This is a genomic window from Bacillus sp. FJAT-28004 (assembly GCF_001280845.1).
In the GTDB taxonomy this organism is placed as follows: Bacteria; Bacillota; Bacilli; order Paenibacillales; family Paenibacillaceae; genus Pristimantibacillus.
On sequence record NZ_LGHP01000001.1, the window covers coordinates 1,273,858 to 1,299,346 of the forward strand.

The 25,489-nt window shown below is 46.5% G+C and carries 18 protein-coding genes and 2 pseudogenes; 17 read left to right on the forward strand and 3 right to left on the reverse strand.

The window, feature by feature from the left end:
- The first annotated feature begins 323 nt into the window (after positions 1 to 323).
- Together AC787_RS05240 and AC787_RS35305 are read left to right on the forward strand one after the other, a co-directional pair.
- On the forward strand, positions 324 to 1,832 hold the full coding sequence (locus AC787_RS05240) for a sulfatase-like hydrolase/transferase (RefSeq protein WP_054023811.1): 1,509 nt from the start codon (positions 324 to 326) through the stop codon (positions 1,830 to 1,832).
- 199 nt (positions 1,833 to 2,031) lie between these two features.
- Positions 2,032 to 2,184: pseudogene (locus AC787_RS35305) on the forward strand (PLP-dependent aminotransferase family protein); the annotation flags it as partial.
- A 143-nt stretch (positions 2,185 to 2,327) separates the two neighbouring features.
- Here AC787_RS35305 and AC787_RS05245 read toward each other — a convergent pair.
- On the reverse strand, positions 2,328 to 3,137 hold the full coding sequence (locus AC787_RS05245) for a helix-turn-helix transcriptional regulator (protein WP_054023812.1): 810 nt from the start codon (positions 3,135 to 3,137) through the stop codon (positions 2,328 to 2,330).
- A gap of 122 nt (positions 3,138 to 3,259) precedes the next feature.
- Here AC787_RS05245 and AC787_RS05250 point away from each other — a divergent pair, with 122 nt between their 5' ends.
- Positions 3,260 to 5,503, forward strand: coding sequence for an FAD-dependent oxidoreductase (locus AC787_RS05250; RefSeq protein ID WP_054023813.1), 2,244 nt, complete (start codon positions 3,260 to 3,262; stop codon positions 5,501 to 5,503).
- Between the two features lie 112 nt (positions 5,504 to 5,615).
- On the opposite strand, the gene AC787_RS05255 is transcribed toward AC787_RS05250, so the two are convergent.
- Both AC787_RS05255 and AC787_RS05260 read right to left on the reverse strand, forming a co-directional pair.
- Entirely contained in the window at positions 5,616 to 6,818 is a 1,203-nt protein-coding gene (locus AC787_RS05255) for an MFS transporter (RefSeq protein ID WP_054023814.1), read from the reverse strand.
- Between the two features lie 24 nt (positions 6,819 to 6,842).
- Positions 6,843 to 7,424: a TetR/AcrR family transcriptional regulator gene (locus AC787_RS05260; protein WP_054023815.1), complete on the reverse strand. Its 582-nt coding sequence runs from the start codon at positions 7,422 to 7,424 to the stop codon at positions 6,843 to 6,845.
- 286 nt (positions 7,425 to 7,710) lie between these two features.
- Here AC787_RS05260 and AC787_RS05265 point away from each other — a divergent pair, with 286 nt between their 5' ends.
- From AC787_RS05265 to AC787_RS05325, 14 genes and pseudogenes are all read left to right on the forward strand, one after another.
- Positions 7,711 to 9,414 carry an amylo-alpha-1,6-glucosidase gene (locus AC787_RS05265; protein WP_054023816.1) on the forward strand — a complete coding sequence of 568 codons (1,704 nt, stop codon included), beginning with the start codon at positions 7,711 to 7,713 and terminating at the stop codon, positions 9,412 to 9,414.
- 197 nt (positions 9,415 to 9,611) lie between these two features.
- Positions 9,612 to 11,357, forward strand: coding sequence for a sensor histidine kinase (locus AC787_RS05270; protein WP_054023817.1), 1,746 nt, complete (start codon positions 9,612 to 9,614; stop codon positions 11,355 to 11,357).
- Positions 11,335 to 12,552, forward strand: a complete 1,218-nt coding sequence (locus AC787_RS05275; protein ID WP_054023818.1) for a response regulator transcription factor — start codon at positions 11,335 to 11,337, stop codon at positions 12,550 to 12,552. The genes AC787_RS05270 and AC787_RS05275 overlap by 23 nt, the downstream gene beginning before the upstream one ends.
- A gap of 115 nt (positions 12,553 to 12,667) precedes the next feature.
- Positions 12,668 to 13,948, forward strand: coding sequence for an ABC transporter substrate-binding protein (locus AC787_RS05280; RefSeq protein WP_054023819.1), 1,281 nt, complete (start codon positions 12,668 to 12,670; stop codon positions 13,946 to 13,948).
- A gap of 29 nt (positions 13,949 to 13,977) precedes the next feature.
- On the forward strand, positions 13,978 to 14,967 hold the full coding sequence (locus AC787_RS05285; RefSeq protein ID WP_054023820.1) for a carbohydrate ABC transporter permease: 990 nt from the start codon (positions 13,978 to 13,980) through the stop codon (positions 14,965 to 14,967).
- The gene (locus AC787_RS05290; protein WP_054023821.1) at positions 14,964 to 15,776 is read left to right on the forward strand and encodes a carbohydrate ABC transporter permease; all 813 of its coding nucleotides are present in this window, start codon (positions 14,964 to 14,966) and stop codon (positions 15,774 to 15,776) included. The genes AC787_RS05285 and AC787_RS05290 overlap by 4 nt, the downstream gene beginning before the upstream one ends.
- A 34-nt stretch (positions 15,777 to 15,810) precedes the next feature.
- On the forward strand, positions 15,811 to 18,993 hold the full coding sequence (locus AC787_RS05295; RefSeq protein WP_054023822.1) for a glycoside hydrolase family 2 TIM barrel-domain containing protein: 3,183 nt from the start codon (positions 15,811 to 15,813) through the stop codon (positions 18,991 to 18,993).
- Complete coding sequence (locus AC787_RS05300; RefSeq protein ID WP_054023823.1) at positions 18,986 to 19,768, forward strand: SDR family NAD(P)-dependent oxidoreductase; 783 nt, start codon at positions 18,986 to 18,988, stop codon at positions 19,766 to 19,768. The genes AC787_RS05295 and AC787_RS05300 overlap by 8 nt, the downstream gene beginning before the upstream one ends.
- Before the next feature lie 38 nt (positions 19,769 to 19,806).
- Positions 19,807 to 21,222, forward strand: coding sequence for an aminomethyl-transferring glycine dehydrogenase subunit GcvPA (gene gcvPA, locus AC787_RS05305; RefSeq protein WP_054023824.1), 1,416 nt, complete (start codon positions 19,807 to 19,809; stop codon positions 21,220 to 21,222).
- A gap of 31 nt (positions 21,223 to 21,253) precedes the next feature.
- On the forward strand, positions 21,254 to 22,813 hold the full coding sequence (gene gcvPB, locus AC787_RS05310; RefSeq protein WP_054023825.1) for an aminomethyl-transferring glycine dehydrogenase subunit GcvPB: 1,560 nt from the start codon (positions 21,254 to 21,256) through the stop codon (positions 22,811 to 22,813).
- A 185-nt stretch (positions 22,814 to 22,998) separates the two neighbouring features.
- On the forward strand, positions 22,999 to 23,421 hold the full coding sequence (locus AC787_RS05315; protein WP_054023826.1) for a DUF1801 domain-containing protein: 423 nt from the start codon (positions 22,999 to 23,001) through the stop codon (positions 23,419 to 23,421).
- A gap of 112 nt (positions 23,422 to 23,533) precedes the next feature.
- Positions 23,534 to 23,901: pseudogene (locus tag AC787_RS05320) on the forward strand (YdeI/OmpD-associated family protein); the annotation flags it as partial.
- 327 nt (positions 23,902 to 24,228) lie between these two features.
- On the forward strand, positions 24,229 to 24,423 hold the full coding sequence (locus AC787_RS33085; RefSeq protein WP_082360635.1) for an ABC transporter permease subunit: 195 nt from the start codon (positions 24,229 to 24,231) through the stop codon (positions 24,421 to 24,423).
- Positions 24,424 to 24,517: 94 nt separating this feature from the next.
- Entirely contained in the window at positions 24,518 to 25,480 is a 963-nt protein-coding gene (locus tag AC787_RS05325) for an ABC transporter permease (RefSeq protein WP_082360636.1), read from the forward strand.
- Positions 25,481 to 25,489: the final 9 nt, after the last annotated feature.

Below are 25,489 nucleotides of genomic sequence, written 5' to 3' on the forward strand. Positions count from 1 at the left end.
TTACTTTTTCCAATTTATATCCACTCAAAAGGTTGCTTCAAAATCTATCATCCATACCCTCCAATGCATTAGCTGCAAGCATAAATCGTGTTTTATTAACTTATTTCGTCTACAAGCCATTCCCCGCGAAAGAAGTATTTATTTGGTTGGAATGTTTTTTTACTGTTACAAATCCAGTAAGTACAAGGGGTGTGGGGTTTTGATTGTGAAAAATGACAATTCGCAGCATGAATGACATATTTACAATGGCTAACTCAATAAGTTATTCATATAAGAAGAGACAACTTATTTCACTATTTAGATAATCTTGAGGAGGTACAACCATGTCCCATAAGGAAGAACAATCACCACGCCGTCCGAACATCCTATTCATTCAAACGGATCAGCAGCGCGTCGATACGCTGCGCAGTTATGGTGGACAAGTATGCCAAACGCCATATTTGAATGCCCTTGCGGATGAAAGCGTTGTCTTCGAAAATGCCTATACAAGCTGCCCAGTATGCACGCCGGCTCGGGCTTCGATGCAGACGGGGATGTATCCGTTCAAGCACGGGATGCAGACGAACGGCTACGGCATGGGCAGCATGGTTCAAGAACTGCCCGATACGTCCCGACTGCTCAGCAGACAGTTGGAGGAGCAGTCGTACAGCATTGGCTATACGGGCAAGTGGCATCTGGGCTTCGGACCGGAGATGGGCAACCACTTACGGGAGAATCTCGCTTATGTACGTTTTCCGGACATTGCCGCTGGAATCAAGTCCATGCCTACCGATGTCGGCTATGAGGGCGACGATTTTGCTGGCCACGGGGGCGGGGGGATGAACTACCCGCAATTCAGGCAATATTTACAGGATAACGGACTTACCTGGCAGGAAGAAAATAAAGTGAGCGGTCACTTCGAGTATCATTACGCCTCTGAATTGACCTCACCTATTGAGTCTACTGTTGAATACTATTTGACGGAGCGGGCAATCCATTATATCGGTCAATTTCGTCAGCGAGAGGAACCTTTTTTCTTCTCATTAAATTTTTGGGGCCCGCATGAGCCTTATGTAGCGCCAACGCGGTTTTTAGACTTATACCGCGATGTAGCTATTGAGCCGTGGCCGAACTTTTACGACGACAATAAAGGAAAACCATCCATTCATCGCATCAAAAAAGGAAACACGACGGAATGGTCCGATTTTGTTCCCTATATTAAACATTATTATGGAGCGATGAGCAGCATTGATGAGCAGATCGGACGACTGCTAAATTACTTGAAGCAGCATGATCTATACGAGAATACGGTTATTATCTTTACCGCTGACCATGGGGAGTCGCTTGGCATTCACGGCGGCTTGTGTGACAAATCGTTTTTCATGTATGAAGAAACCTGCCGCATCCCGCTCATTGTCAAGCCGGCCGGTGGTCGAATGGAGCCGCGGACGGAAACCAGCTTCGTCGGCACCTGCGATATCCATGCAACGATTCTTGATCTCGCGGGTGCTGGATCCCCGCCGCCTGGAGCGGACGGCAGGTCATTTGCACCGACGCTCGTGGGAGAGGCCTTGGTCGAATGGCCAGATTGTATCGTAACGGAGGGTGCTGGCCTTGAGGCTGCAATGTTCACCCAACGTATGCTCCGCAAAGGTTCATACAAATATGTATTTAATTGCGGTGATATGGATGAGCTTTACGATTTGGCAAACGATCCTCACGAGTTGACCAATCTGATCGACCGCTCGGACTACAAGCAAACGCTTGCCGAGCTGCGGCAGTCGCTTGTGGACTGGATGATTTATCACGAGGACAGCCTTCTCAAACAGTTCAAGCGGATGCGGATTGAGTAGGGGAGAGAAGTTTAGGGGATCAGCCTTAATGCGAAAATCGCATTCTTATTAGACCGTCTCATTTGAGGCGGTCTTTACTATTTAGTAACCTGAACTCGGAGCTTTGACGTAGGATTACAAATGTATTTAATCAAAATAAAGACTTTAACTTACCCAATCTCTCAATTTTTTTGCTATATGGAGCAACTTTGAGAAATTATCCAAACTGATCTTTGTCACCCCTTCGCACCTGTGCGCGACAGGGATCGTTATTTCGGAGCCGTGAAGGCAACAATTGCTGCATAAGGCCGTACAAGAACAACTTTGGATTATTGAGGACGATTATGATAGTGAGTTTCGATATCGTGGGGAGCTTGAATGATAAGTTGCGGTAATAAAAAAGGAAAGAAGCTGTTCATGACCGATTTGGTTCATGGACAGCTTCTTGTGCGTTTAGCGGGGCAACCGACTAAGGAGTGAAAGGGTCAATCTTCAACATTGGGCCTTTTCATAAATCTAAACTTTGTTGTTCTTTCGATAGTCAGACGGACTTACTCCGACACGTGACGAGAAGATACGGCTGAGGTAATATCCGTTGTCATAACCGCATTGTACAGCAATTTCCTGCAAAGTATAATCGCTTTCCAGCAATAGAGATTTTATTCGATGGATTCTTAAGGTAGTGATGTACTCGCATGGATTGACAGAGAAAGTTTGTTTAAACTTTCTTGTCAACTGCACAGCGCTTAAACCAAATTCAGCGGCCACACTATTTATGTTGAAAGGTGTATAAGCGAGCGTTTGCAAACGCTCGAGTATGGCTTCAAGCACCGGATCGTCCGCGCTCGGCATCGATTCCTGAAATAGTGGATTGAAATGATCGCTGGCAAGCAGGAGGATGTCGTGAATAATCGTGTTCTTCCAAAGCTGCGCTTGTTGATCCGAACGCCCCGAAAGCTTACGAAGCAATCGAAGATTAGACCTTAAGCGTTCCGGGTCTCCGATAATCAATTGGCCATGTGGACAGCTTTCTTCAGATGCGTGTATGTTGGTGTTCATTTCGTTTGAATGAAACATAATGAAATGAAAAGTTAACGCCTCAAGCGTTTCTCTATGGAATGCAATATGAGGAGGGCATATAACGATTCTGCCGAAGCCGGATTCTCCTTCTTGATTGGCAATCCGGAATGAGAAGCGGCCACTTTCAGGTATGAACATAACCCAGTTGGCATAAGTGTCCACGGAAAGTTGGAATCGATCGATACTCTGCCAATAGTTATAGGATATTACAGTCGGTGTGTGCGACCATAGCGCGAGATTATCCATTTTTATAAGCTCCTTGAAATAAAGTATATCATTGATGTAATTATAGTGTATTTTCTTATACTTTGAATAGCAATATATTTGAAATTGAAGATACACACAACTTATATTCAGGGGAGATTACCATGAGAAATGAGTTAGTGAAAACGGATATTACAGTAGTTGGCGGCGGATTGGCGGGCATCTGTGCGGCCATCGCCGCGGCAAGATTGGGTTTGAAGGTGGCACTTGTTCATAACCGTCCAGTGCTCGGGGGCAATTCCAGCTCGGAGGTGAGAGTGTGGGTATGCGGCGCAACCGGTCATGGAGTAAATCGATATGCCCGTGAGACGGGGATAATGGGAGAGTTGTTCCTTGAGAACCAGTACCGCAATCCCGAAGGAAATCCTTATTTGTGGGATTTGACATTGCTGGAAGCGGTTCGCGCGGAACCGAACATTAGCCTGTACTTGAACACAGACGTTCGGGAAGTCGAAGCGGACGGAGAGCTTGAAGAGCGAGTTATCCGCGCTGTTACCGGATGGATGATGGGCTCGGAGCTGCTTATTCGTTTCGAGAGCGAAGTGTTCCTCGATTGCACGGGAGATGGTTTGGTCGGTTTCCTAGCGGGAGCAGCCTATCGTATAGGGCGTGAAGCGCAACACGAATACGAAGAGGATTGGGCGCCAGAGGTCGCGGACGACATTACGTTAGGCAGCACCCTGTTGTTTTACACGAAGGATACCGGCAAGCCGGTTCGTTTTGTCGCACCGTCATTCGCTAAGGACATTTTGACGACATCTATTCCGATCAAACGAGTCATCCGCAGCGGCGATTCGGGCTGCCACTATTGGTGGATCGAATGGGGTGGTGAGCTGGATAACGTTCATGAGAACGAGCGAATCCGCGATGAGCTATGGTCGGTCATTTATGGGATATGGGACTATATCAAAAATTCGGGTCAATTCGATGCTGAGACGATGACGCTCGAATGGGTTGGCTCGATCCCGGGCAAGCGAGAGTACCGCCGCTTTATCGGCGACACGGTGTTGAATCAAAACGACATTATGGCACAGCGTCCGTTCGACGACAGCATCGCCTTCGGTGGCTGGTCGATCGACTTGCATCCCCCTCAAGGCATGTATGCGTCTGAGCGCGGATCTAAACATTTGCATGCGGATGGAATCTACCATATTCCGTTCGGGTCTTTGTATTCAAGAAACGTGAGCAATCTGTTATTCGCCGGACGAAACATTAGCGCGACGCACGTTGCTTTTGGCACGACGAGGGTAATGGCAACTTGCGCGGTGATGGGAGAAGCTGCTGGGGCTGGCGCTGCGTTGTCCGTCATGAAAGGCGTAACGCCGCGCGAACTGCGCGAAAGCCATATTGCCGAACTTCAGCAGATCATGCTTAAGAGTGACGCTTCGATCATCGGATTACGGAACATGGACGAATTGGACTTGGCTAGGAGAGGAACCATGTGCTCTTCGAGTGCTTTAACGCGAATTCGCTTGGATCAGCCGTCGGTTGCTTACCCCCTTGCGAAGGACGTCGGCTTGCTATTTCCGATTGAAGGTGAGATGGGACGGTTCGAGCTTCTGCTGTCGGCAAGCGGGGAAAGTGAGCTTACCGTTGAGCTATGGGATACCGGACGTGCAGAAAACTACGTTCCGGCATCGCTCTGTCAAAGTGTGAAGGTGACAGTAAGCACGGGTGAGCGGCAATGGGTCGAGATTCCGCTGGTGCTGGGTAGCGACGAAGCGGCGAAAAATGCATTTGTCATCGTCCGCGCAAACGACCGAATCAATTTGTTTAAGTCGGCTGTTCCACTAACTGGCGTACTCGCTTTCGAGAGCATGCATACCGAACACTCTAATCTCGGTGATGACGAGCGATATACGCCTGTCACCGAATGGAGCATGAAACGGCTGGTTCGCGAGCCATTTTGTTTCTCGGTGGCAACGGGAGCATATGCGGCGAGCAAGGCAAACGATGGTTACGCAAGACCGTTCGGCGGACCGCACATTTGGGTATCGGAACCGCTGAAAGCCGGTATTGACGAATGGATTGAGGTTGATCTGGTTGAAGCGACGAATGTGTCCGAAATCCATGTGACCTTCAACGACGACGTAAACGAGGATTTAATTAACCTCCATCATCACGAAACGCCTTTCACGGTTATTCCGGAGCTCGTCAAAGACTACCGAATCGAGGCTTGGGCAAACAGCGGGTGGACTGTTTTGCATAGAGAAACGAATAATCGAATAAGAAAAAGAGTTCATTCCATAAACGGAGTACAAACAAACAAGCTAAGATTGGTTATTGAATGTACGAATGGCAGCCCACGAGCGGAAATTGTGGAGATTAGAGTATACAGTTGTAAATGACTCTAGAAAAAAGAGGGTGCCTTTGCCAATTTCATGGCATTAGGACACCCTCTTTCAGATTGTAGAGAAACCCGCGTTTCAAATAGTGCAGTTCATCCATTTCTTCAGAATATTATTTTGCCAAGATGCTTGCAGATTGTTTTTCTTTCCACATCATCGTAATGACAAGACCAATCAACATGATGACAGCGGCAAAGAGATACGGATAGTTGATGTTGACATCAAATAATATTCCACCTAACGCAGGTCCGACGATATTGCCTAGGCTAGTATAGGTGGAGTTCATTCCGGCAATAAAGCCTTGTTCTTTTTCGGCCGTTTTTGATAAATAGGTCGTTAATGCTGGTCGCAGCAAGTCAAATGCGAGAAAGATGAAGCAAGTTACTAGCAAAACGGCTAAATAGCTGGAGATCATGGTGGATACTACCGCAAAAAATACGCCAGCAATCAAGCATATTTGAATAAGTTTCTTTTCACCGAGTTTATCTACCATTTTACCAAACATAAAGACCTGAACGACAACCCCGAAGATTGCACTTATTGTAATAACGGCCGCAATATCTTGAGGAGTGAAACCAAATTTATGATCTGAAAAGAGACTGAAAACTGTTTCATATGCTGATAAACCAAAGGCCAGTACAAACACAATAATAAAGGCGATAATGTATTGTGGTTGAAGCGATCGTTTCAGATCAGATACAAAGCTGGTACCTTTTTTGAGCTGAGTAATTTCCAAAAGTTCCTGTTTGGTTAGCGGCTCTTTTAAAATAAATAGGGATGAAATACATGTTATTAATGCGAAGCCAGCAGCAAAGTAGAATGGGGCACGCACTCCCAGCTCAGCAATAAAACCTCCGATACCCGGGCCAATAATAAAACCGATACTAATAGCAGCAGAAATGTAACCCATCGCTTTGGGCCTTTCCTCTACTGAGGTAATATCCGCAACAAAAGCGGTTACGGCAGGCATAATAAATGCACCACTAATGCCTCCTAGAATACGGGAAAAATAAAGAACGGATACATTTGTACCGAGTCCAAAGATCACCTCTGAAATACTGAAGAGGAATAAGCCGATAACGATCATTTTCTTTCTGCCGTAAGTGTCAATCCATCGTCCTGCTAGAGGAGACATGAGTAATTGTGCAAACGCAAAGGCCGCCATAAGATAACCCATCGATTGGCCTGTTAGATGCATAATATTCATAAAGGATGGCATAACAGGGACGATTAGTCCGACTCCTAGAAAAACAATGAATATATTACTTAGTAGAATGAATAAGACAGTTTTTTGATCTTTCAATGGTTTCTTCATGAAACAATACCTCTCTCTGTAAAATCAAAGCTGTGAAATACCTCTCCAAAATACAGTCCATGAGGCATTTAATTTATCAATTAGACGTTTTTCATTATTCCCATATGCAAGCTCTAACATGATGGAATCAACTACACCTAAGAAAGCAAGCGTAGGGATGGAGGCTGTATCTTCCATAATGGCTTTCGCATCGATCCAATCTTGGAATTTGCCTTCCAGAACGGTTTGAATCTTATTCTCCGAATCGATTACTTCATCATTAATAGCTGCTGCCAGATGGAGAGGCGGAAAAAAAGACATACGCAGCCAAAACTTTAACTGCTCGCTCTGTTGAAACAAATCAATGACTAGTTGCAGATATCCAAATAAATCCTCTTTGGGATTTTGGGTATCGACTTTACTTAAATAGTTTAGCTTCGATGAGACTTCTGTTTCTTTGGCATCTTGTAATACTTGTAGAAATAGATCATCTTTTCCTTTGAAATGTGCATAGAGAGACTGTTTTTTCATACCGACATTGTCGGCAATCTGAGACAGCGATGCACCCTCATAACCATGAATTGTGAAAAATTTCAATGCGATGTCTTTAATTTCTTTACTTTTCAATAAACCCACCTCATTATTAACGAACGTTCGTCAGTTATATTATCAAATTTTTTTTCCTTATGCAAATGTAAATTGCTTTCGTAAGCCATATGTCTGAAATTCTCCGCACGGACTGATTACCGATTCGAACAAATGAACAACATTCACCGAACAAAACTCCCCCTTTGTTTCAAACAAAGTCCCTTTCGAAACAAATTACCCACCCTTCAAAAACAACTGTCGGTTTTTCCTGGACGCTTCTTTCGTTACAATGAAAGCGCATACTATTCCGTGAAGGAGATTAGATATGAACTTTGACCTCAGCATTGTACCCTTCAGTCGAAGAGAATCGTTCTTAGCGATCTCAATTCTGCCTGAAGCCAAGGATAGACAACAAGGCTTGTATCTGCGTACCGTGCGCGGTGGCGACGATAAATTCGGCGAGGCTTTCCATATCGATATGCTGGATGAGAGCGGTCAATCTGTGCCTTTCCAGTCCAAAGCTTTCCCCGAACTGATTCAGCTGAAATCGGCACTTGGCTTAACGGCTGAGATCTGTATCTCTGACAGCCGGACATTCCGTGTACGGGCGAACGGCTGTGGAATTCGCTTGACCTTCCGTACGGCTGCTTATGATTATGCATATCAAGCAGCGCCTGACAGTTGGGAAGTAAACAGCTTCACCCATGAATGCAGGTTCATGCTTACTGCGCTTGTTGGTGAGCTGAGGATGGAAGTGCCATGGGACAAAATCAAAAGCTCGTATGTTATCGCAGATTTCTTACCAGGCAACAAGTCGGGTAATTTAGAATTTGCTATTGAACAATTTCGGACAATTTTGGAGCCGCGGGCTGCTTGGGAACCGTTTGATGATGTCGTTAGGCAAGTGAAGGAAGAGTTTAATGCGTGGTTGAATAACAGCTTATTCGTGCCACAACGCTGGGAAGAGAGCCGGGTACTTGCCGCCTATATTACGTGGTCTTGCCTCGTTCCGGCAGAAGGCTGTCTCACTCGTCCAGCGATGTATATGTCGAAGAACTGGATGACGAATATTTGGAGCTGGGATCACTGCTTTAATGCGATGGCGCTTGTTCGCCATGATCCGAAGCTGGCATGGGATCAGTTTATGATTTTCTTTGACCGGCAGGATGAGAGTGGACTCATTCCGGATTTCATCAACGATAAGTATGAGCTGTGGAATTGCAACAAACCGCCAATTCATGGATGGACACTTGCTTGGATGATGGACAGAACGGACTTTATCAAGGAGGAACAGCTTCGTGAGGTTTATGCACCTCTGTCCAAATGGACAAAGTGGTGGTTTGAGTACCGTGATGGTGATGGAGACGGCATTCCACAGTACAATCATGGCAACGACTCCGGCTGGGATAACAGTACTGCGTTTAATAATGGGATTCCGGTAGAGAGCCCAGATTTAGCAGCCTTTCTTATTCTGCAAGCAGAGCTTTTAGCTGAGATTGCAGAAGGGCTTGGACATAGGGAAGAAGCAGCCGAGTGGCGACAGCTTGCTGAGGACACAATGGATAAAATGATCAGCCATTTCTGGAAAAATGGTCGATTTACGGCCTGCCGATCCGGTACGCATGAGCTCTCCGAAGGAGACAGCCTATTATTGTTCGTTCCCATTATATTGGGCAAACGTCTACCTGAGCAAATCCGTACTGCACTGCTAGAAGGGCTGCGGGATGAGAGCAGATTCTTAACCGCTAACGGCTGGGCTACAGAGAGTGTGAATAGTCCTTTCTATAGTCCTGACGGCTATTGGCGAGGTCCAATCTGGGCGCCTTCGACCATGATACTTGTTGAAGGTGCTGCCGCAGCAGGAGATCTTGAGCTTGCTGAGATGGTCTCACGACGGTTCTGCACCATGCTAGACCTGAGCGGGATGGCCGAGAATTTCGACGCGATTACGGGACAAGGTTTACGTGATCGAGCGTTTACATGGACGTCAAGCGTGTTCCTCATTCTTGGTAATGAGTATACAACCTAAAGAATTGCTGCACTTCCAAAAAGCCATAAACGGGCTGAAGGGAGGTGCTTTTGACGTTTAAGGGGATAAGATCTCATTTGCGATTGGTGAAGCTTCCTTCCAAAGCATTTTATGCAAAGCTGGATTTACTTTTCATTGTTCGATAAAAGTGGTCCATGATACACTTCAAGTAAAATGAGGAGGAGGAGACAACCTAAATGAATCATTTTCTTAAGAAACTGGGCATTCGCTTTTTGTTTGGCCCTTATCGGAACATACGAACCAAGCTTCTCTTCTGCTTTCTCATTGTGACAATTATTCCGCTTCTATCGCTTGGAGCCTTGTCTTATTACCAATCGGCGAAGGTCATTAATTCCCAGTTTGGCAAATATGGGGAGAATGCAGTAGCTCAATTGGAACAGCAGATGAGCTCTTATTTGAACCGAATGAATCAGACAACAGAAACGGTTTATTCCTATTTACTTGATCCTGCGCGAGTTGATCTTGGGGATCAGGTACCCATTACCTATAAAGATATTATGGATAAGAATGATTTTGAAACACTTTTGAAAGCGCTTAAATCAGATCGGACAATTGGGATTTATATCATTACACGTTCTGGCTATTATTATGGGGAAAATAATCTCGATGTATCCAAGCTCAGCCTAATTCCCGCATGGCAAGCAATGACGAATTCCTCTTCTGGTAAGTATTGGATGGGATTTTACCCTCAGAATCACGGTATGGGAGATACGATAACGAATGGTATTTCGGTGCTTGGCTTGGCTGTTCCGGTTAATAGTCCTTACGGAGCGCTGCGAGGCAGTAAAATTCTAATCGAAGAAAATGCCGAAGATCTGCTTCACATGTTCCAACTGTTCGAGAATGATACGAAGGCACATCTCAAAATAGATGATCCACAGGGAAGGATTATATATGAGACGGCAACCGCCTTCCAGTCAAAAGAGAGTGATATCCTATGGACTAAAACTCTTGATGTTAATGGGTGGAGCATCGAGGCAAGATTGCCTGCTGCATCCTTTTATCGCTCTTCCGACATTATAAGATCGAATACCATTATCGTCGCTTTTGGTTCCTGTCTGCTGGCCTTTGGACTAGCATACTTTTTCTCTTCTCGGTTTACCGCACGGATTCGCCGTCTTAAGGATGCGATGCAGAAGGTAAGTTTCGGAAAGCTGCATACGAGGACTCAGGTTGAATCCCATGACGAGCTGGGCAGCTTGGATACAAGCTTTAATAGTATGGTGAGCGGTATACAGTCGTTAATTGGCGAAGTTGAACGGAGCGAGCGACTTAAGAAGGAAGCGGAACTCAAGGCCTTCCATTATCAAATCAATCCCCATCTGCTGTTTAACACGCTTAATTCGATTCAATGGAAAGCGAGACTGCAAGGAGCGGAAGATATCCGTCAGATGCTGTACCATCTTACCATGGTACTTGAAGGTAATTTGGATATCTCACAGGAGTTGATTCCTATGGAGCGCGAGCTGCGAATGATTGAGCATTTTCTAAAAATCCAGGAAGTTCGTTATGGTTCCACGTTCGAGTATGAGCTGGAATGCGATGAGCATTTGAAACGTTATCTGATTCCCCGAATGACGCTTCAGCCGTTATTCGAAAATATTTTTTTCCATGGCTTCGAGGATGGCAAAGGTGTGATCCATTTAACCGTAAAGGAGACAGGCAATCATTTACTGCTTAAGTTATCTGATAACGGGGCTGGTATTCCTCCAGAGAAGCTGAAGCTTCTATTGTTGCCTAATATGACGAATCGCAAGGGCCGGGGAGGACTTGGGGTGCAAAATGCCGATCAGAAATTCAAGCTGCATTTTGGCTTGCAGTATGGGTTAACCGTACAATCGATTCAAGGTGAAGGGACTACGATCATCATCGAATGGCCCAAGAAGGAGGAGAACCTGCATGGAAACAACCAAGATGATTAAGGTGTTAATAGCAGATGACGAAAGTATTGTCCGCAAAGGACTTCGGTCGACCGTCCCATGGGATAAATATGGAATGGAAGTAGTCGCGGATGCTCCGAACGGCCGCAAAGCTTGGGAAGCCTTCCTTGAACATGAGCCTCAAGTTGTCATTACGGATATTGTCATGCCCGAGATGGATGGCATCGAATTGTCACGCAAAATAAAGGAGAAGGCTCCTAATACAAGAATCATCCTACTTAGCTGCCACCGGGATTTTGAATATGCTCAGCAGGGCATAAAGCTGGGCGCATCTGGCTATCTGCTCAAAACCGCCTTCGAGGATGAAGAGCTGGAAGGGATGCTGGCGAAGTTCCAATGTGAACTCAAGGCAGCTTCGGAATCTGCGGCGCTTGAAGAAAACGCCAGCGAGCAAGGAGAGCGGTTGAGTACCCTGTTATACGCTTGGCTGAACGGACATAACGATAAATTTATTGGCGAGATGGAGAAGCGTACCCGCGAGGAGTGGTCTTTCCATGGTGAGCCCGTCTATATCTATCTAGTCAAGACCTCAGGCTGCGAGTCATCTTGGCTGGATCTATTGAAGAAAGTGACATACGAGGATCGAAGGATTTGTGAAGGGACTATTATTCCTTATGGGGAGGAACGATGCTACTGTATCGTACCGAATTCTGGTTTGAATGCCTTGGACATGTTGCTGGTGGAGCAAAAGAGCAAGAGTACGAAGCTGCAGTGGGCCAGAAGAGGACCGCTTTTACATGCGGATGAACGACTTCAAGCCTGGTCTGCGCTTCATAAAGAAGCCGAATTGGAGAAAGCCCTCAGCGTATCTGCGGTGGATTGGCCGGAGGCAATCTGGCGAGCAGTTAACCTGCTGCATGACAACCCGGCTTCGGAATGGTCAGTCAGTGACGTAGCAAGGCAGGTCGGCCTCAGCCGCAGTCATTTCTCGATCCTGTTCAAGAAAGCAGTAGGGGACAGCTTCGTCGCCTATCAATATAAACGCAAGCTCAAATTATCCTATGTGTTATTGAAAGAAACGACCCTTACGATGCAGGAAATTGCCGAGCGAACGGGGCTTGGCGATAGCAAATATTTCAGTAAATGGTTCAAGCGCTGTACGGGGCAAACGCCTAGCTACTACCGTACCCAACAAAAAGGCGGCACGCTCCTAACAGATGTACACCTTCCCAAGTAAATCGAACAAAACCACACCAACATTCGAATGGTTAACGGTTTTGTAGCGCTTTCATTTTAGTTAAGATGAAAGCAGTTCAAATAAGATGTACCACACGGATAGGGGAGCTGCCAGAATGAAGAACAAAATTTCTCTTATTGTTGTTGCGACTGTTATGACCATGACAATGCTTACTGCATGCACGGGTAATAACGAAAGTGTAAATGGCACGACGGCGAAGCCCGAAGGTGGAAAAGGTTCTACAGCTGTGAAAACGCTTCGATTTGCCACTTGGGATACAGGGGATCCGCTCAAGATTGAGCAGGATATCGCTAAGAAATTCGAAGAACTTCATCCTGGCACGAAGGTTCAGGTAGAAGCTTACGCGGATGGGTTTGACCAGAAGTTGGCTGCAGGTTTCGGTGCTACAAATCCTCCTGATGTGATGTACATGTGGGATTTTCCAACCTATCACCAGTCGCTTGAGCCGCTTAACAGCTACGCAGACGGGGATAGTGACCTGAACAAGGAAGACTTCTACAGCGGTTTATTCAATTACGCGACAATTGACAGCGTTCTCTATGGCATTCCAGCAGGGTTCACGACTCGCGTTGTGTACTACAACAAGAAAATGTTTGATGATGCGAAGATTCCTTATCCGAAGGATGGGTGGACATGGGATGACTTCCAAGAAATCTCCAAGCAACTGACAGACAAAACAAAGAAGCAGTATGGCTTCGGTGCTCGGGCTGAGAATGACACGTATGATCTGCAAGGGTTTGTATGGAGTAATGGCAGCTCTTATATCTCAGATGACGGCAAAACGATTGACGGCTACATGAACAGCAGTGAAACAGCTGGTGCGATTCAAATGTTTGGGGACATGGTAAAGAACGGTTCGGCCGTGCTTACAGGTGGTAAAGGTCAGCAAAGCGGTGAGGATATTTTCAAAGCTGGCAAAATCGCTATGTGGGAGAGCGGAATTTGGCCACTCGACTCCTTCAAGCAAGCAGGTATTGATGTAGGAACCGTGGAAATGCCATCATTTCCAGGCAAGCAGGCTAAAGGCGTTGTTGCAGAATCTGCGCTGTCCATTGCTAAGGATTCTAAGCAGAAGGATCTAGCTTGGGAATTTATCAAGTTTTATGTATCCAATGAAGCGATCAAGATGCGCGTAGCTGATCTGCCAGTAAGGTTAAGCGTCGTGGAAGAGCTCAAGAAGGATCAAGATCCTCTGTATAAGCCGTATTATACGATGCTGGAGCGTTCGGACAATACACCGGCTTTCCTGCTGCATGCAAAGTGGAATGAAGTGAATAGACAGCTTTCTGCTGCAGTAGAAGCAGTCATGCATGGCAGTAATGCACAGGATGCATTGAATCAAGCCGTAAAAGATAGCGAACGTTATTTGAAATAACATTAAAGCTGCAGAAAGAAGGTTAGGAGATGGCTCAGACCTACCCGCAGACAGCAGGGAAACATTCGGCCAGCCTGAGGCCTAGCTGGAAACGCAGATGGGGTGGGGCTGCGCCCTACCTCTTCATTTTCCCGTGGATCTTCGGATTCCTCGTTTTCACTTTAGGGCCGTTGTTGTTCTCTCTTATCATATCGTTTTTTGATTGGCCGATCGTGGGCAAGGTGCATTTTATTGGATTTGGCAATTATGTAGAAATGTTTACGGATGATCCGTTGTTTTGGAAGTCATTCGGCGTCACGATTAAGTTTGCAGCTCTGTTTGTTCCGCTCAATATTGCAGTTGGGTTGGGACTTGCGATTTTGCTCAATCAGAAGACACGGGGCAGTGCTATTTTTCGAACAGCATTCTACCTGCCTTCTGTCATCTCGGGCGTTGCTTTGGCTATGATCTGGTCTTGGGTGTACAGCGGTGATTACGGCATATTGAATTATTTTTTGTCGATCATCGGTGTACAAGGCCCAGACTGGTTGAATGATACAACTTGGTCAATGGTAGCAATGGTTGTCGCAAGTCTATGGGGACAAGGCGCAATGATGCTCGTCTTTCTCGCTGGGCTCAAGGGGATACCAAAGGATCTTTACGAATCTGCTTCGATCGATGGAGCGGGTAAGATCAGGCAGTTCATCAGCGTTACGATTCCGATGCTTACGCCGACGATTTTGTTCAACTTAATCACTTCTATTATCGCGGCCTTTCAACAGCTGACTCTTGCGTTATTGCTCACGGGCGGCGGCCCGATGAAATCAACGTACTTCTACGCGATGTATATGTATGAGAATGCGTTTAAGTTTTTCAAAATGGGCTACTCAGCAGCAAACGCATGGTTTATGTTCCTTATTGTGCTCACATTGACTTTTATTGTTTTCAAGTCGTCAGAGGCTTGGGTGTTCTATGAAGGCGAAATGAAGCGCATGCCGGAGAAAAAATCCAAGTCCGGTGGAAGGGGGCGCTCTGTATGAGACGGATCATCGTTTATGCGCTGCTGATCTTCTGCTCGCTGATGTTCGCTGCACCACTATTTTGGGCGGTGACGACTGCCCTTAAGTCACCAACGGAGCTTTATCTTTTTCCGCCAAAATGGATTCCTTCGGTTTGGAAATTCAGTAACTTTGCCGAAGCATGGACGATTCAACCCTTTAACTTATTCCTGAAAAATACGGTTATCGTGACTGCGTTGTCTACGATTGGTCAGTTGATATCCTGTACCCTCGTGGCTTACGGGTTCGCGAGATTTGATTTTAGAGGACGCAATCAGCTTTTTCTTGTTGTACTCGCGACTATGATGATTCCTTGGGAAGTAACGATGATTCCGCAGTATATGGAGTTCAATTATTTGGGATGGATTAATACGCTCAAACCGCTTATCGTTCCATCGTGGTTCGGTTCAGCTTACTTCATCTTCCTGCTGAGGCAGTTTATTCTGACGATTCCACGTGAACTTGATGAGGCGGCTACAATTGACGGGGCCAGCAAATTTGGCATTCTTATGCGGATTATTGTTCCGCTCATGGGGCCTTCGCTCATATTAGTCGCTGTGTTTCAAATGATGAGCTGCTGGAATGATTATCTGGGGCCGCTTATTTTCCTTAATGATCAGTCGAAGTACACACTGACGCTCGGATTATCGCAGTTCAAGGGCATGTTCGGCGTCGATATGCAATCTATTATGGCGATTACTTGTCTAATCTCGATTCCTCCGCTCGCTGTATTTTTCTTCGCACAGCGTTATATTGTCGGTGGAATAGCTGGTACGGGGATTAAGGGATAGGTATAGAGATAGAGTTTCGAGAGGAGAAGCAGCTATGCGAAACGAGAAAGTAGAACGCGATTGGGATAACCTTTCAGTACTGGCGCGTGGCCGTGCGAAAAGCCGATCATATTTCATCCCATTTTCCGATCGTTCTGGAGCTTTGAGCTATGATCGTGGGAGCTCTCCTTGGTTCCGCTCATTGAATGGCAGTTGGAAGTTTCAATATGCGAAGGGACCTGAATGGGCCCCGGACGGATTTTATGAAGAGAATTACGATACATCCAGCTGGGATGACATTCAGGTTCCAAGTCATTGGCAACTGAAGGGTTATGGGAATCCACATTATACGGACTTATATTATCCATTTCCTGTCGATCCACCTCATGTACCGAATGATAATCCGACAGGCAGCTATATAAGGGAATTTGAGCTTCCTGGGCATTGGGATGGCAGAAAGCTGGCTGTTAAGTTCGATGGAGTAGATAGTGCCTTTCACGTGTGGGTCAACGGGACATTCGTCGGATACAGCCAAGGAAGCCGCTTGACATCGGAATTTGATTTGACACCTTATGTGAAGCCGGGTATCAACCGTATGGCTGTTCGTGTTTACCAATGGTCGGACGGCACCTACTTGGAAGATCAGGATATGTGGTATATGAGCGGTATTTTCCGAGATGTTTATTTGATTTCTGAGCCATCATCGGTCCGTATTGTGGATTACCGGATCGTTACGGAGCTGGATACCGAATATTGCGATGCCATACTTTCGGTACAAGTAGTACTGAGTGGAGAGGACTTGCGAGGTGAAGTGCGGCTGGACCTTTTGGATCAAGAAGGCGCATTTGTTTCTTCGGCAGTGAATCAAATTGCGGCTGCTGATGATCAGACTTTCGTTGCAGCATTCGCCATTCCAGTCGTGAAGCCTGCACTTTGGAGTGCAGAAGCCCCTGCTTTGTATCATCTGGCGATTAGTATAGTGGATCAGAATGCTCAAGTGGTCGAGACTGTTGCCCAGCGCGTAGGCTTCCGCAAGATAGAAGTAAAGAACGGCCAATTCCTGGTGAATGGCAAAGCGATTTTACTCAAAGGTGTGAATCGTCATGATCATCACCCAGATACGGGAAGAACGGTCACGCTTTCGACGATGATTCAAGATGTGAAAATGATGAAACAGCATAATATTAATGCGGTCAGAACGGCGCATTATCCGAATGATCCGAGGTTTTATGATCTTTGTGATGAATATGGCTTGTATGTCATGGAAGAAACGGACTTGGAGACACATGGGTTTGAGCTTTTGGGCAACATTTCTAAGCTTAGTGATGATCCTGCTTGGCAGGAGGCGTATGTGGACAGGATTCGCCGTATGGTGGAGCGGGATAAGAATCATCCTTCGGTTCTGTTCTGGTCGCTGGGTAACGAGTCTGGCTTTGGCTGCAACTTTCGGGCGATGTCGGAATGGTGCAAGCAAAATGATCCGACCCGTCTTATTCACTATGAAGAAGATCGAGAAGCGGAAGTGTGCGACATTGTGAGCACGATGTATTCCTCCCTGGTGAAGATGGAAGGTTTTGGCCAGATGGTAGAGCATCCTAAACCGCATATTCTATGTGAATTCGCTCATGCGATGGGGAATGGTCCAGGTGGCCTCAAGCTATATTTTGACATGTTTGATGCTTATCGAAGATTGCAGGGCGGCTTCGTCTGGGAGTGGATCGATCACGGTATTCGCAGAAAGACAGCCGATGGCAAAGACGATTATGCTTATGGTGGAGACTATGGCGATGTGCCGAACAATAGCAATTTTGTTATTGATGGCCTTGTACGTCCGGATCGAACGCCATCTCCTGGACTAATTGAATATAAGAAGATTATCGAGCCTGTCAGGGTCGAGTATATAAGTAATGATCGCATACGAATCACCAATCGGTATGATTTTATAACGCTGGATCACCTCAATGCAGATTGGAGCGTGACGGTAGAAGGACGGACGGTCCAAAGTGGTGTACTGTTGCTGCCTCAGATTGGTCCTGGTGAAAGTGAAGAGCTGTTCGTTCCTATTCGGAATGATTCGCAGCTGTCCCTATTAGTGAAGGGTGCGGAGCGTTGGCTGAATATCGGCTTTTCGCTTGCAGCAACTTGCATTTGGGGAGAGCGAGGGCATGAGATCGCATGGGCGCAGCTTGCTCTTGAACCTGTAGGTAATGAGCAGAGTAGTGCAAATATCCGAGCTGACGGGGATATCGTCGATGAAGGATTTACTTTAGCAGCCGATAGTCTACCGATTCCAAGCTTATCCTGCACGGAGGATGGGCGACAGATCATCATGGGGAACGATTATTTCAAATTGGCATTCGATACCCGGCAATCAGGGATCAGCTCACTCCGCATAAACGGTCAAAAGTTGTTAAACAAAGGACCTCGTCTCAACTTCTGGCGAGCGCCGATTGACAACGATATGTATGTCCTGCCCGACTGGTACAAGGCGCATCTCGATAAGCTGACGGAACGAATCGATGTTTGCCGCTGGGAACGATTGGATGAAGGGACGATTCGGATAAGATGGACTTCCCGTATTGCCCCGCCCGTTTACGATTGGGGTTTCCGCTGTGAAACGACTTACACCATCACAGGCTCAGGTCTAATCATGATCGATGTGCATGGCGTACCAGAAGGCAAGCCGCCTGCTATGCTTCCTAAGATTGGACTTCAACTGGAGATACCAGCAGACATGGATACAGTTAAATGGTATGGCCGCGGTCCGGGAGAGAATTATTCCGATAGCAAAGAAGCAGGACGATTTGGTGTTTATAGTAAGTCTGTTGATGAACTATTTACCCCTTATATCTATCCACAAGAGAACGGAAATCGTACGGATGTCCGCTTTGTATCCATCACAGATGGCAGCGGAATTGGTCTGCTAGCGACAGGTGTACCGACTCTAGAATTCAGTGCTCGACGTTATACGGATGCTGACTTAGAAGCAGCCAAACATGCGAGTGATCTTGTTCCGCGGGATTTCATCACGCTAAATTTGGATTACCGCCAAAATGGTCTTGGCAGCAATAGCTGCGGGCCTGCTCAATCAGCAGAAAGCACAGTTACTTCAGAAGAATTCCGTTTTGGGATGCTGCTGAAGCCTTATCTTTCCGAAGATACCGCTCCTGAGCGGCTCAGTCATCAGATGAGATGGGAAGCAAATCAGCTACAACAGGAGGGGACTAATCATGCTTAATACACAAGACATATTGAATCTATCTGGAAAAGTAGCCGTAATCACCGGAGGCGCCTCAGGTATTGGACTTGCGACAGCTGAACTTCTAGCGAGCTTCGGGGCAGTTGCCATCCTTATTGATATTAACGAAGCAATGGGCGAACAGGCGGTTAAGGGAATAACGGAAAAGGGAGGACGAGCGAGCTTTTATCGTTGTGATGTGACCTCCTCGGAAGATTGCCAGCGTACAGCAGCAGAAATTGATGCTGCTCATGGGCGAATTGATATCTTGTTTAATAATGCCGGCGTTATCCGCCGCAAGACTGTCGTTGAGCTGGAAGAACGCGACTGGGATCTCGTTATTGATGTTTCCTTGAAGGGTGTCTATCTGCTCTCCAAATCTATCATTCCGATCATGGAACGCAGCGGTGGAGGCAGTATCATTAATTCGGGCTCGGGCTGGGGTCTTAAAGGCGGGGACCGAGCTGCAGCTTATTGCGCCGCCAAGGCAGGCGTCGTGAATTTAACCAGAGCGATGGCCATCGATCACGGGATCGCCAATATTCGTGTGAACTGCGTTTCTCCAGGCGATACGGATACACCCCTTCTGCGCGATGAAGCCAAGCAGCTGCAGCAGGACGAAGCAACATTCCTGGTCGCCTCTGCCGTCGGCCGTCCGCTTGAAAGGCTCGGAACCCCGCGTGATATCGCCAATGCAGTGCTGTTCCTAGCAAGCGATATGTCTTCTTGGGTAACAGGAAGCGTGCTTGTTGTGGACGGCGGGGGTATTGCCTAAGAACGGCTGCAGGATACAACCTATTCTGAAAACAATGAATGGAGGCGTTTACCTTGCCTGAGAACAGAACGTATGCCCATCCCTATATACCGAATACCGTACCTGAGGTTCGCGATGCGATGCTGAAGGAGATTGGTCTTACCTCGATGGACCAGCTCCATGATGGTATACCAGATAGCTTGAAGCTGAACCGGGAGATGAACCTCCCCCCAGCGATGACCGAATATGAATTGCGCCGTCATATTGAGAGCCTGCTTGCGAAAAACCAGCATGGTGCAGCATATCTCAACTTTCTAGGAGCGGGCTGCTGGCAACATTTTATTCCCGCTGTCTGTGACGAGATCAATCAACGCTCCGAGTTTGTAACGGCTTATGCAGGTGAACCCTATGAAGATCATGGACGCTTCCAAACGCTGTTCGAGTACCAAAGTCTAATGGCTGAGCTGGTCGATATGGATGTCGTGAATGTCCCTACCTTTGACTGGGCTCAGGCTGCGTCAACTTCCATTCGGATGGCGGGCCGTATTACTGGCCGTAGAGTCGCCTTGCTTCCAAGGTCGGTTGATCCTGACAAAGTAATGATAATCAACAACTATTGCACGCCTGTGATGGAGCTTCGCTTCGTTGAAATCGACGAGGCAACGGGCAAAATGAATTTGGAGGATCTGCGCAGCAAGCTATCGAGCGATATAGCTGCAGTTTACTTCGAGAATCCCGGTTATCTGGGTATTATTGAAGACCAAGGCCATGAAATCTCGGAGCTTGCTCATTCGGTGAATGCCATTTCGATCGTCGGTGTTGACCCCATCTCTCTTGGTGTTCTTCAGCCGCCTAGTCAATATGGCGCGGATATCGTCTGCGGCGATTTGCAGCCGCTCGGGATGCATATGAACTATGGCGGCGGGCAAGCCGGCTTTATTGCGACTCGCGATGAAGAAAAGTATGTCATGGAGTACCCATCAAGGTTGTTCGGCATCGTGCCAACTGAGGTGGAAGGCGAGTACGGCTTCGGTGACGTGGCATATGAGAGAACATCCTTCGCTCTACGCGAGAAAGGGAAGGAATCCGTCGGTACCCAGACTGCATTATGGGGAATAACAGCAGGCGTCTACTTGTCCTTGCTTGGACCAACCGGCATGCAGGAGGTCGGGGAGACGATCATGCAGAAGTCGCAATATGCAGCGAAGAAGCTCACCGCCATTCCAGGCGTATCTCTTCGATTCGGTGAAGTCGCTTTCTTTAAGGAGTTTGTCGTTGATTTTAATCATACCGGCTTAACTGTCGCTCAGATTAACACAAAGCTCTCGGAAGCAGGGATTTTTGGAGGCAAGGATTTGTCTGACGCATTCCCGGAGTGGGGACAAACTGCACTCTACTGCGTGACAGAAATTCATTCGCAGCTTGATCTAGATCGCCTAGCAGACACGATTCAAACCATCGTTCGCAAATCATGATTGACTTATACAGAGGAGGGACGAAAGCGCCATGAAACGAATTCGCAGGGACCATAAAGTCCGAAATTTCCATCAAGCCAAATGGGATGAGCCGATTATCTTTGAACTTCATCGTCAGGGCGAGCGAGGTGTAATTCCGCCTGGAACAGAGGCTGGAATTGCAACTGAGATAGGAGACGGTACCCGCCGCATTCCTGCATCCATGCGTCGCAGCAGTGCGCCGGGGCTTCCCGAGATTGGTCAAGCAAAAGTACTTCGGCATTATTTGCGCCTATCGCAAGAGACGCTTGGCTCCGATTTGAACGTTGAGATTGGACAAGGAACTTGTACGATGAAATATATTCCGCGTATCAACGAAATGCTGATCCGTTCGCCCCATATGATGGAGCTGCATCCCTTGCAGGATGCGGGCTCTGTTCAAGGCATACTGGAAATTTTCTATAAACTGGATCTTGCGATGCGTGAGATTAGCGGAATGGATGCCTTCTCGTTTCAGCCAAGCAGCGGGACGCAAGCATTACTCGCAATGGCCTCCATCGTTCGGGCTTACCATGATTCGCGAGGTGAGGGGAATCAGCGGGATGAGATTATTACGACGATTTTCTCCCACCCTTCTCAAGCTGCGACAGCTGCTGTAAAAGGCTACAAAATCATTACGCTACATCCCGACGAGGACGGATTTCCAGACTTGGAGAAGCTGAAAAATGTGATATCTGATCGAACCGCTGGATTTGTAGTAGCAAACCCGGAAGATACCGGTATCTTCAATCACCGTATTCGCGAGTTTACCGATGTTGTACATGAAGCGGGCGGTATCTGTTTCTACGATCAGGCAAATGCTAATGGCTTGCTCGGCATTACGCGTGCGAAGGAAGCCGGCTTCGATATGTGTTTCTTCAACTTGCATAAGACCTTTGCTGCTCCCCATATGTGCGGTGGTCCAGCTACAGGTGCTCTAGGCGTTAGCGAAGAGCTCAAACCTTTTTTGCCGGGACCGCTCGTCGATTATGTTGGAAGCCGGTATGTACTAGCAAATCAGGCAGAAGAGAGCATTGGCAAAGTTCGGAGCTTCCATGGTGTAGCTCAAACGGTGCTGCGCTCTTACGCTTGGATTATGAGTCTGGGTCCAGATGGACTAAAGGATGTTGCGCAAACCGCAGTTCTAAACAATAACTATCTCTATCACAAAATCCTGCAAATCCGCGGAGCGAGTGCACCTTATATCAAAGGCCGCCGCCTTGAGCAGGTTCGTTACAGCTGGAAGCAGCTTACCGAGGAAACGGGTGTCACAACCGAGGATATCACTCGTCGCATGTGTGATTTTGGCCTCCATTATTGGACTTCCCACCATCCGTATATCGTGAAGCAGCCCTTCACTTTAGAGCCGACAGAGTCTTATTCCAAAGAAGACTTGGACGAATATATTGGGGCGCTGGAGCATATCTCAAACGAAGCTTATACGCAGCCGGATATTGTGAAATCAGCTCCGCATAACAGTACCGTTCACCGTAACGATGAATCATCCCTCGATGATCCGAAGCAATGGTGCATTACGTGGCGGGCCTATTTAAAAAAGACACAACCAGAATAATAATAACGATTGTCTTCTTGCTGCTATTATCTATAAATATCGCTACTTGAAAGGCTCCGTGAGGGGCCTTTTTGCTTAAGCAGAGTGCTGTTGAGATGTAATATTTATGAGTGTAATCGCTCTTCTGCTCAGTGGTGTTATAATAAATATGAATATGTACCCACTTGAAAGGAGAGGTTCTACCTATGTATGAACAGAAAACAAAAGAAACAGACAATAGTGTTATTGAGTTTATTGAAAATGTCGAAAATCTTAAGAAACGTGAAGATGCCTATAAGCTATTAGATATATTTACTGAAACGACTGGTTACCCAGCGAAGATGTGGGGGCCGAGTATTATTGGCTTTGGTTCGTATCATTATAAATATGAATCCGGTCATGAAGGCAATGCACCACTAGTAGGTTTTTCACCTCGTAAGGCAAAGATCAGTTTGTATTTTGCGACAGGTGACACAGGGCGGGAAGCGTTGTTAAAGGACTTCGGAAAACATACGGAAGCCAAAGCGTGTGTCTACATCAATAAGGTATCAGATATTAATGTAGATGTATTAGGTGCATTAATAAACCAATCTGTAAAGTTTCTGAAAGAAAGATATCCGAATCATTGAAGTCTTAGTAACAGGGAGAGCTTCGTTTGAGGGTGTTTTTACCATGAACGATACAGGAAAACAAATATAATCAGGTATTTGCCTGATTTTCAAACATGAATCCTAAGGTTGAGATGCCCATGGTATCCTAATCCAACAAACGGAGAATGTACAAGCGGGGCGCCAGATTCGGTTCACCAATGTTCGAGAAATAGTTGAAATGGAGACCATCTTGAAAGCCTATATTTATGAAGCTATTGAAGTTGGAAAAGCCGATTTGGAAGTGGATTTTAAAAAGAATACAGATTCATAATTCCTGAAGAACTTCAAAATAAATTCGATGAAATCCCTGCCTTGAAAACTGCTTTTAAAGCATTGACGCCCGGACGGCAAAGAGCATACATTCTTTATTATTCTGAACCCAAACAATCCAAAACTCGAGAGTCAAGGGTTGAAAAATGTATGCAGAAAATTCTGGGTGGAAAGGGATTAAATGATTAGATAGAACTAACCTGCTTAGTACCAATATGAGTGTAAATTAAAGCCCACCCCTTAAGATAAAGGGTAGGCTTTATACTGATATAAGCCAAAGGTATAGGCGTCCCTTAAATTTGTAAACATATAGGAAGCCTGAGAGAGTGAGTCCCATACATATGCAGAAAGAACCTTCAAAACCACCGTGAGAGTGGAGACGAAGGTTCTTTTTTTGCCTATTAGTAAGTAAAAAGTGGGGCATGAGCACAACAAGGGGTACAGTGTGGTAATTAGGTTTGCCATCCCACATTGAGAAGACGAAAAAAATGATCTTTTTCTGCCCATCGTTCACCTGTGGAAAGGCTCGGCTTCTCTATTGTCGTCTACTTCGCATCCATTATCGGGATCGACGAAGAATACTACGAAGCAGCAAGATTAGATGGCGCCAGCAAATGGCATCATCTTCGCTTTACTACGGTTCCACTGATCGCACCAGCGATAATAATGCTAACTCTTCTATCGATTGGGCAGTCCGGAATAAAGTCGTGAAAGCAATAGTGAAATAGTCGGCAGAACGTTAGTGACTATACTGGCTTTCCTATATTATAGGTCTTGACTAACAGATTAGAGGAAGGGGATGCAAATGTCACAGACCGCCAGTACCGGAACGGTGCCCGCAACCATAAGCGCGGCGAAAAAGTCGAACCGATTCCGTAAATTCATGCCTCTCACACTTATGACTTTGCCGGGATTGGCATACTTGCTGATTAACAACTATTTGCCTATGTTCGGGATTGTCATCGCGTTTAAGAACGTAAATTTCTCGAAAGGCATCCTGGGAAGTGATTGGGTCGGATTCAAAAACTTCGAGTATTTGTTCAAGACTTCGGATGCGTACATCATTACCCGAAATACGATCGCGTACAACCTCGTATGGATCCTTGTCGGCACCCTGATGTCGATCGTTCTTGCGATCCTGCTCAACGAGATCAGAAGCAAGTTTTTCTCACGATTTTACCAGAGCGTTATTCTGCTTCCGCAGCTTATTTCCATTATTATTGTCAGCTATATTGTTTACGCCGTTCTCAGCTTGGATACGGGGTTATTGAACAAGGTCGTGCTTCCGGCGCTTGGAATGGACGAGATATCGTGGTATTTCGAACCAAAGTATTGGCCGATTATTTTGACGATCGTCCACTTTTGGAAAGGGCTTGGATTTTCCATCGTCATCTATTTCGCCTCCATCATCGGAATCGATGAAGAATATTACGAAGCGGCCAGGCTTGACGGAGCTTCCAAGTGGCAGCAGATCCGGTCTATTACGATTCCGCTGCTCTCTCCGGTAATCATCATGCTGACGCTTCTTTCGATCGGACGTATTTTCTACTCCGACTTCGGTCTGTTCTATCAAGTTCCGATGAATTCCGGGCCGCTTTACGATACGACGAACGTCATCGATACTTATGTATTCCGCGGATTGCTCGGGCTGGGAGATATCGGGATGTCGGCCGCGGCAGGCTTCTATCAATCGATTGTCGGGTTCGTATTGGTTATCACGGCCAACCTGATCGTACGAAAAATCAATAAAGACAATGCTTTGTTCTAAGAAAGAGGG

Excerpts from the sequence above, each read along its gene's own strand:
- AC787_RS05240 (WP_054023811.1), top strand. The coding sequence starts at position 324 with ATGTCCCATAAGGAAGAACAATCACCACGCCGTCCGAACATCCTATTC.
- AC787_RS05245 (WP_054023812.1), bottom strand. The coding sequence starts at position 3,137 with ATGGATAATCTCGCGCTATGGTCGCACACACCGACTGTAATATCCTAT.
- AC787_RS05250 (WP_054023813.1), top strand. The coding sequence starts at position 3,260 with ATGAGAAATGAGTTAGTGAAAACGGATATTACAGTAGTTGGCGGCGGA.
- AC787_RS05255 (WP_054023814.1), bottom strand. The coding sequence starts at position 6,818 with ATGAAGAAACCATTGAAAGATCAAAAAACTGTCTTATTCATTCTACTA.
- AC787_RS05265 (WP_054023816.1), top strand. The coding sequence starts at position 7,711 with ATGAACTTTGACCTCAGCATTGTACCCTTCAGTCGAAGAGAATCGTTC.
- AC787_RS05270 (WP_054023817.1), top strand. The coding sequence starts at position 9,612 with ATGAATCATTTTCTTAAGAAACTGGGCATTCGCTTTTTGTTTGGCCCT.
- AC787_RS05275 (WP_054023818.1), top strand. The coding sequence starts at position 11,335 with ATGGAAACAACCAAGATGATTAAGGTGTTAATAGCAGATGACGAAAGT.
- AC787_RS05280 (WP_054023819.1), top strand. The coding sequence starts at position 12,668 with ATGAAGAACAAAATTTCTCTTATTGTTGTTGCGACTGTTATGACCATG.
- AC787_RS05285 (WP_054023820.1), top strand. The coding sequence starts at position 13,978 with ATGGCTCAGACCTACCCGCAGACAGCAGGGAAACATTCGGCCAGCCTG.
- AC787_RS05290 (WP_054023821.1), top strand. The coding sequence starts at position 14,964 with ATGAGACGGATCATCGTTTATGCGCTGCTGATCTTCTGCTCGCTGATG.
- AC787_RS05295 (WP_054023822.1), top strand. The coding sequence starts at position 15,811 with ATGCGAAACGAGAAAGTAGAACGCGATTGGGATAACCTTTCAGTACTG.
- AC787_RS05300 (WP_054023823.1), top strand. The coding sequence starts at position 18,986 with ATGCTTAATACACAAGACATATTGAATCTATCTGGAAAAGTAGCCGTA.
- gcvPA (WP_054023824.1), top strand. The coding sequence starts at position 19,807 with ATGGAGGCGTTTACCTTGCCTGAGAACAGAACGTATGCCCATCCCTAT.
- gcvPB (WP_054023825.1), top strand. The coding sequence starts at position 21,254 with ATGAAACGAATTCGCAGGGACCATAAAGTCCGAAATTTCCATCAAGCC.
- AC787_RS05315 (WP_054023826.1), top strand. The coding sequence starts at position 22,999 with ATGTATGAACAGAAAACAAAAGAAACAGACAATAGTGTTATTGAGTTT.
- AC787_RS05325 (WP_082360636.1), top strand. The coding sequence starts at position 24,518 with ATGTCACAGACCGCCAGTACCGGAACGGTGCCCGCAACCATAAGCGCG.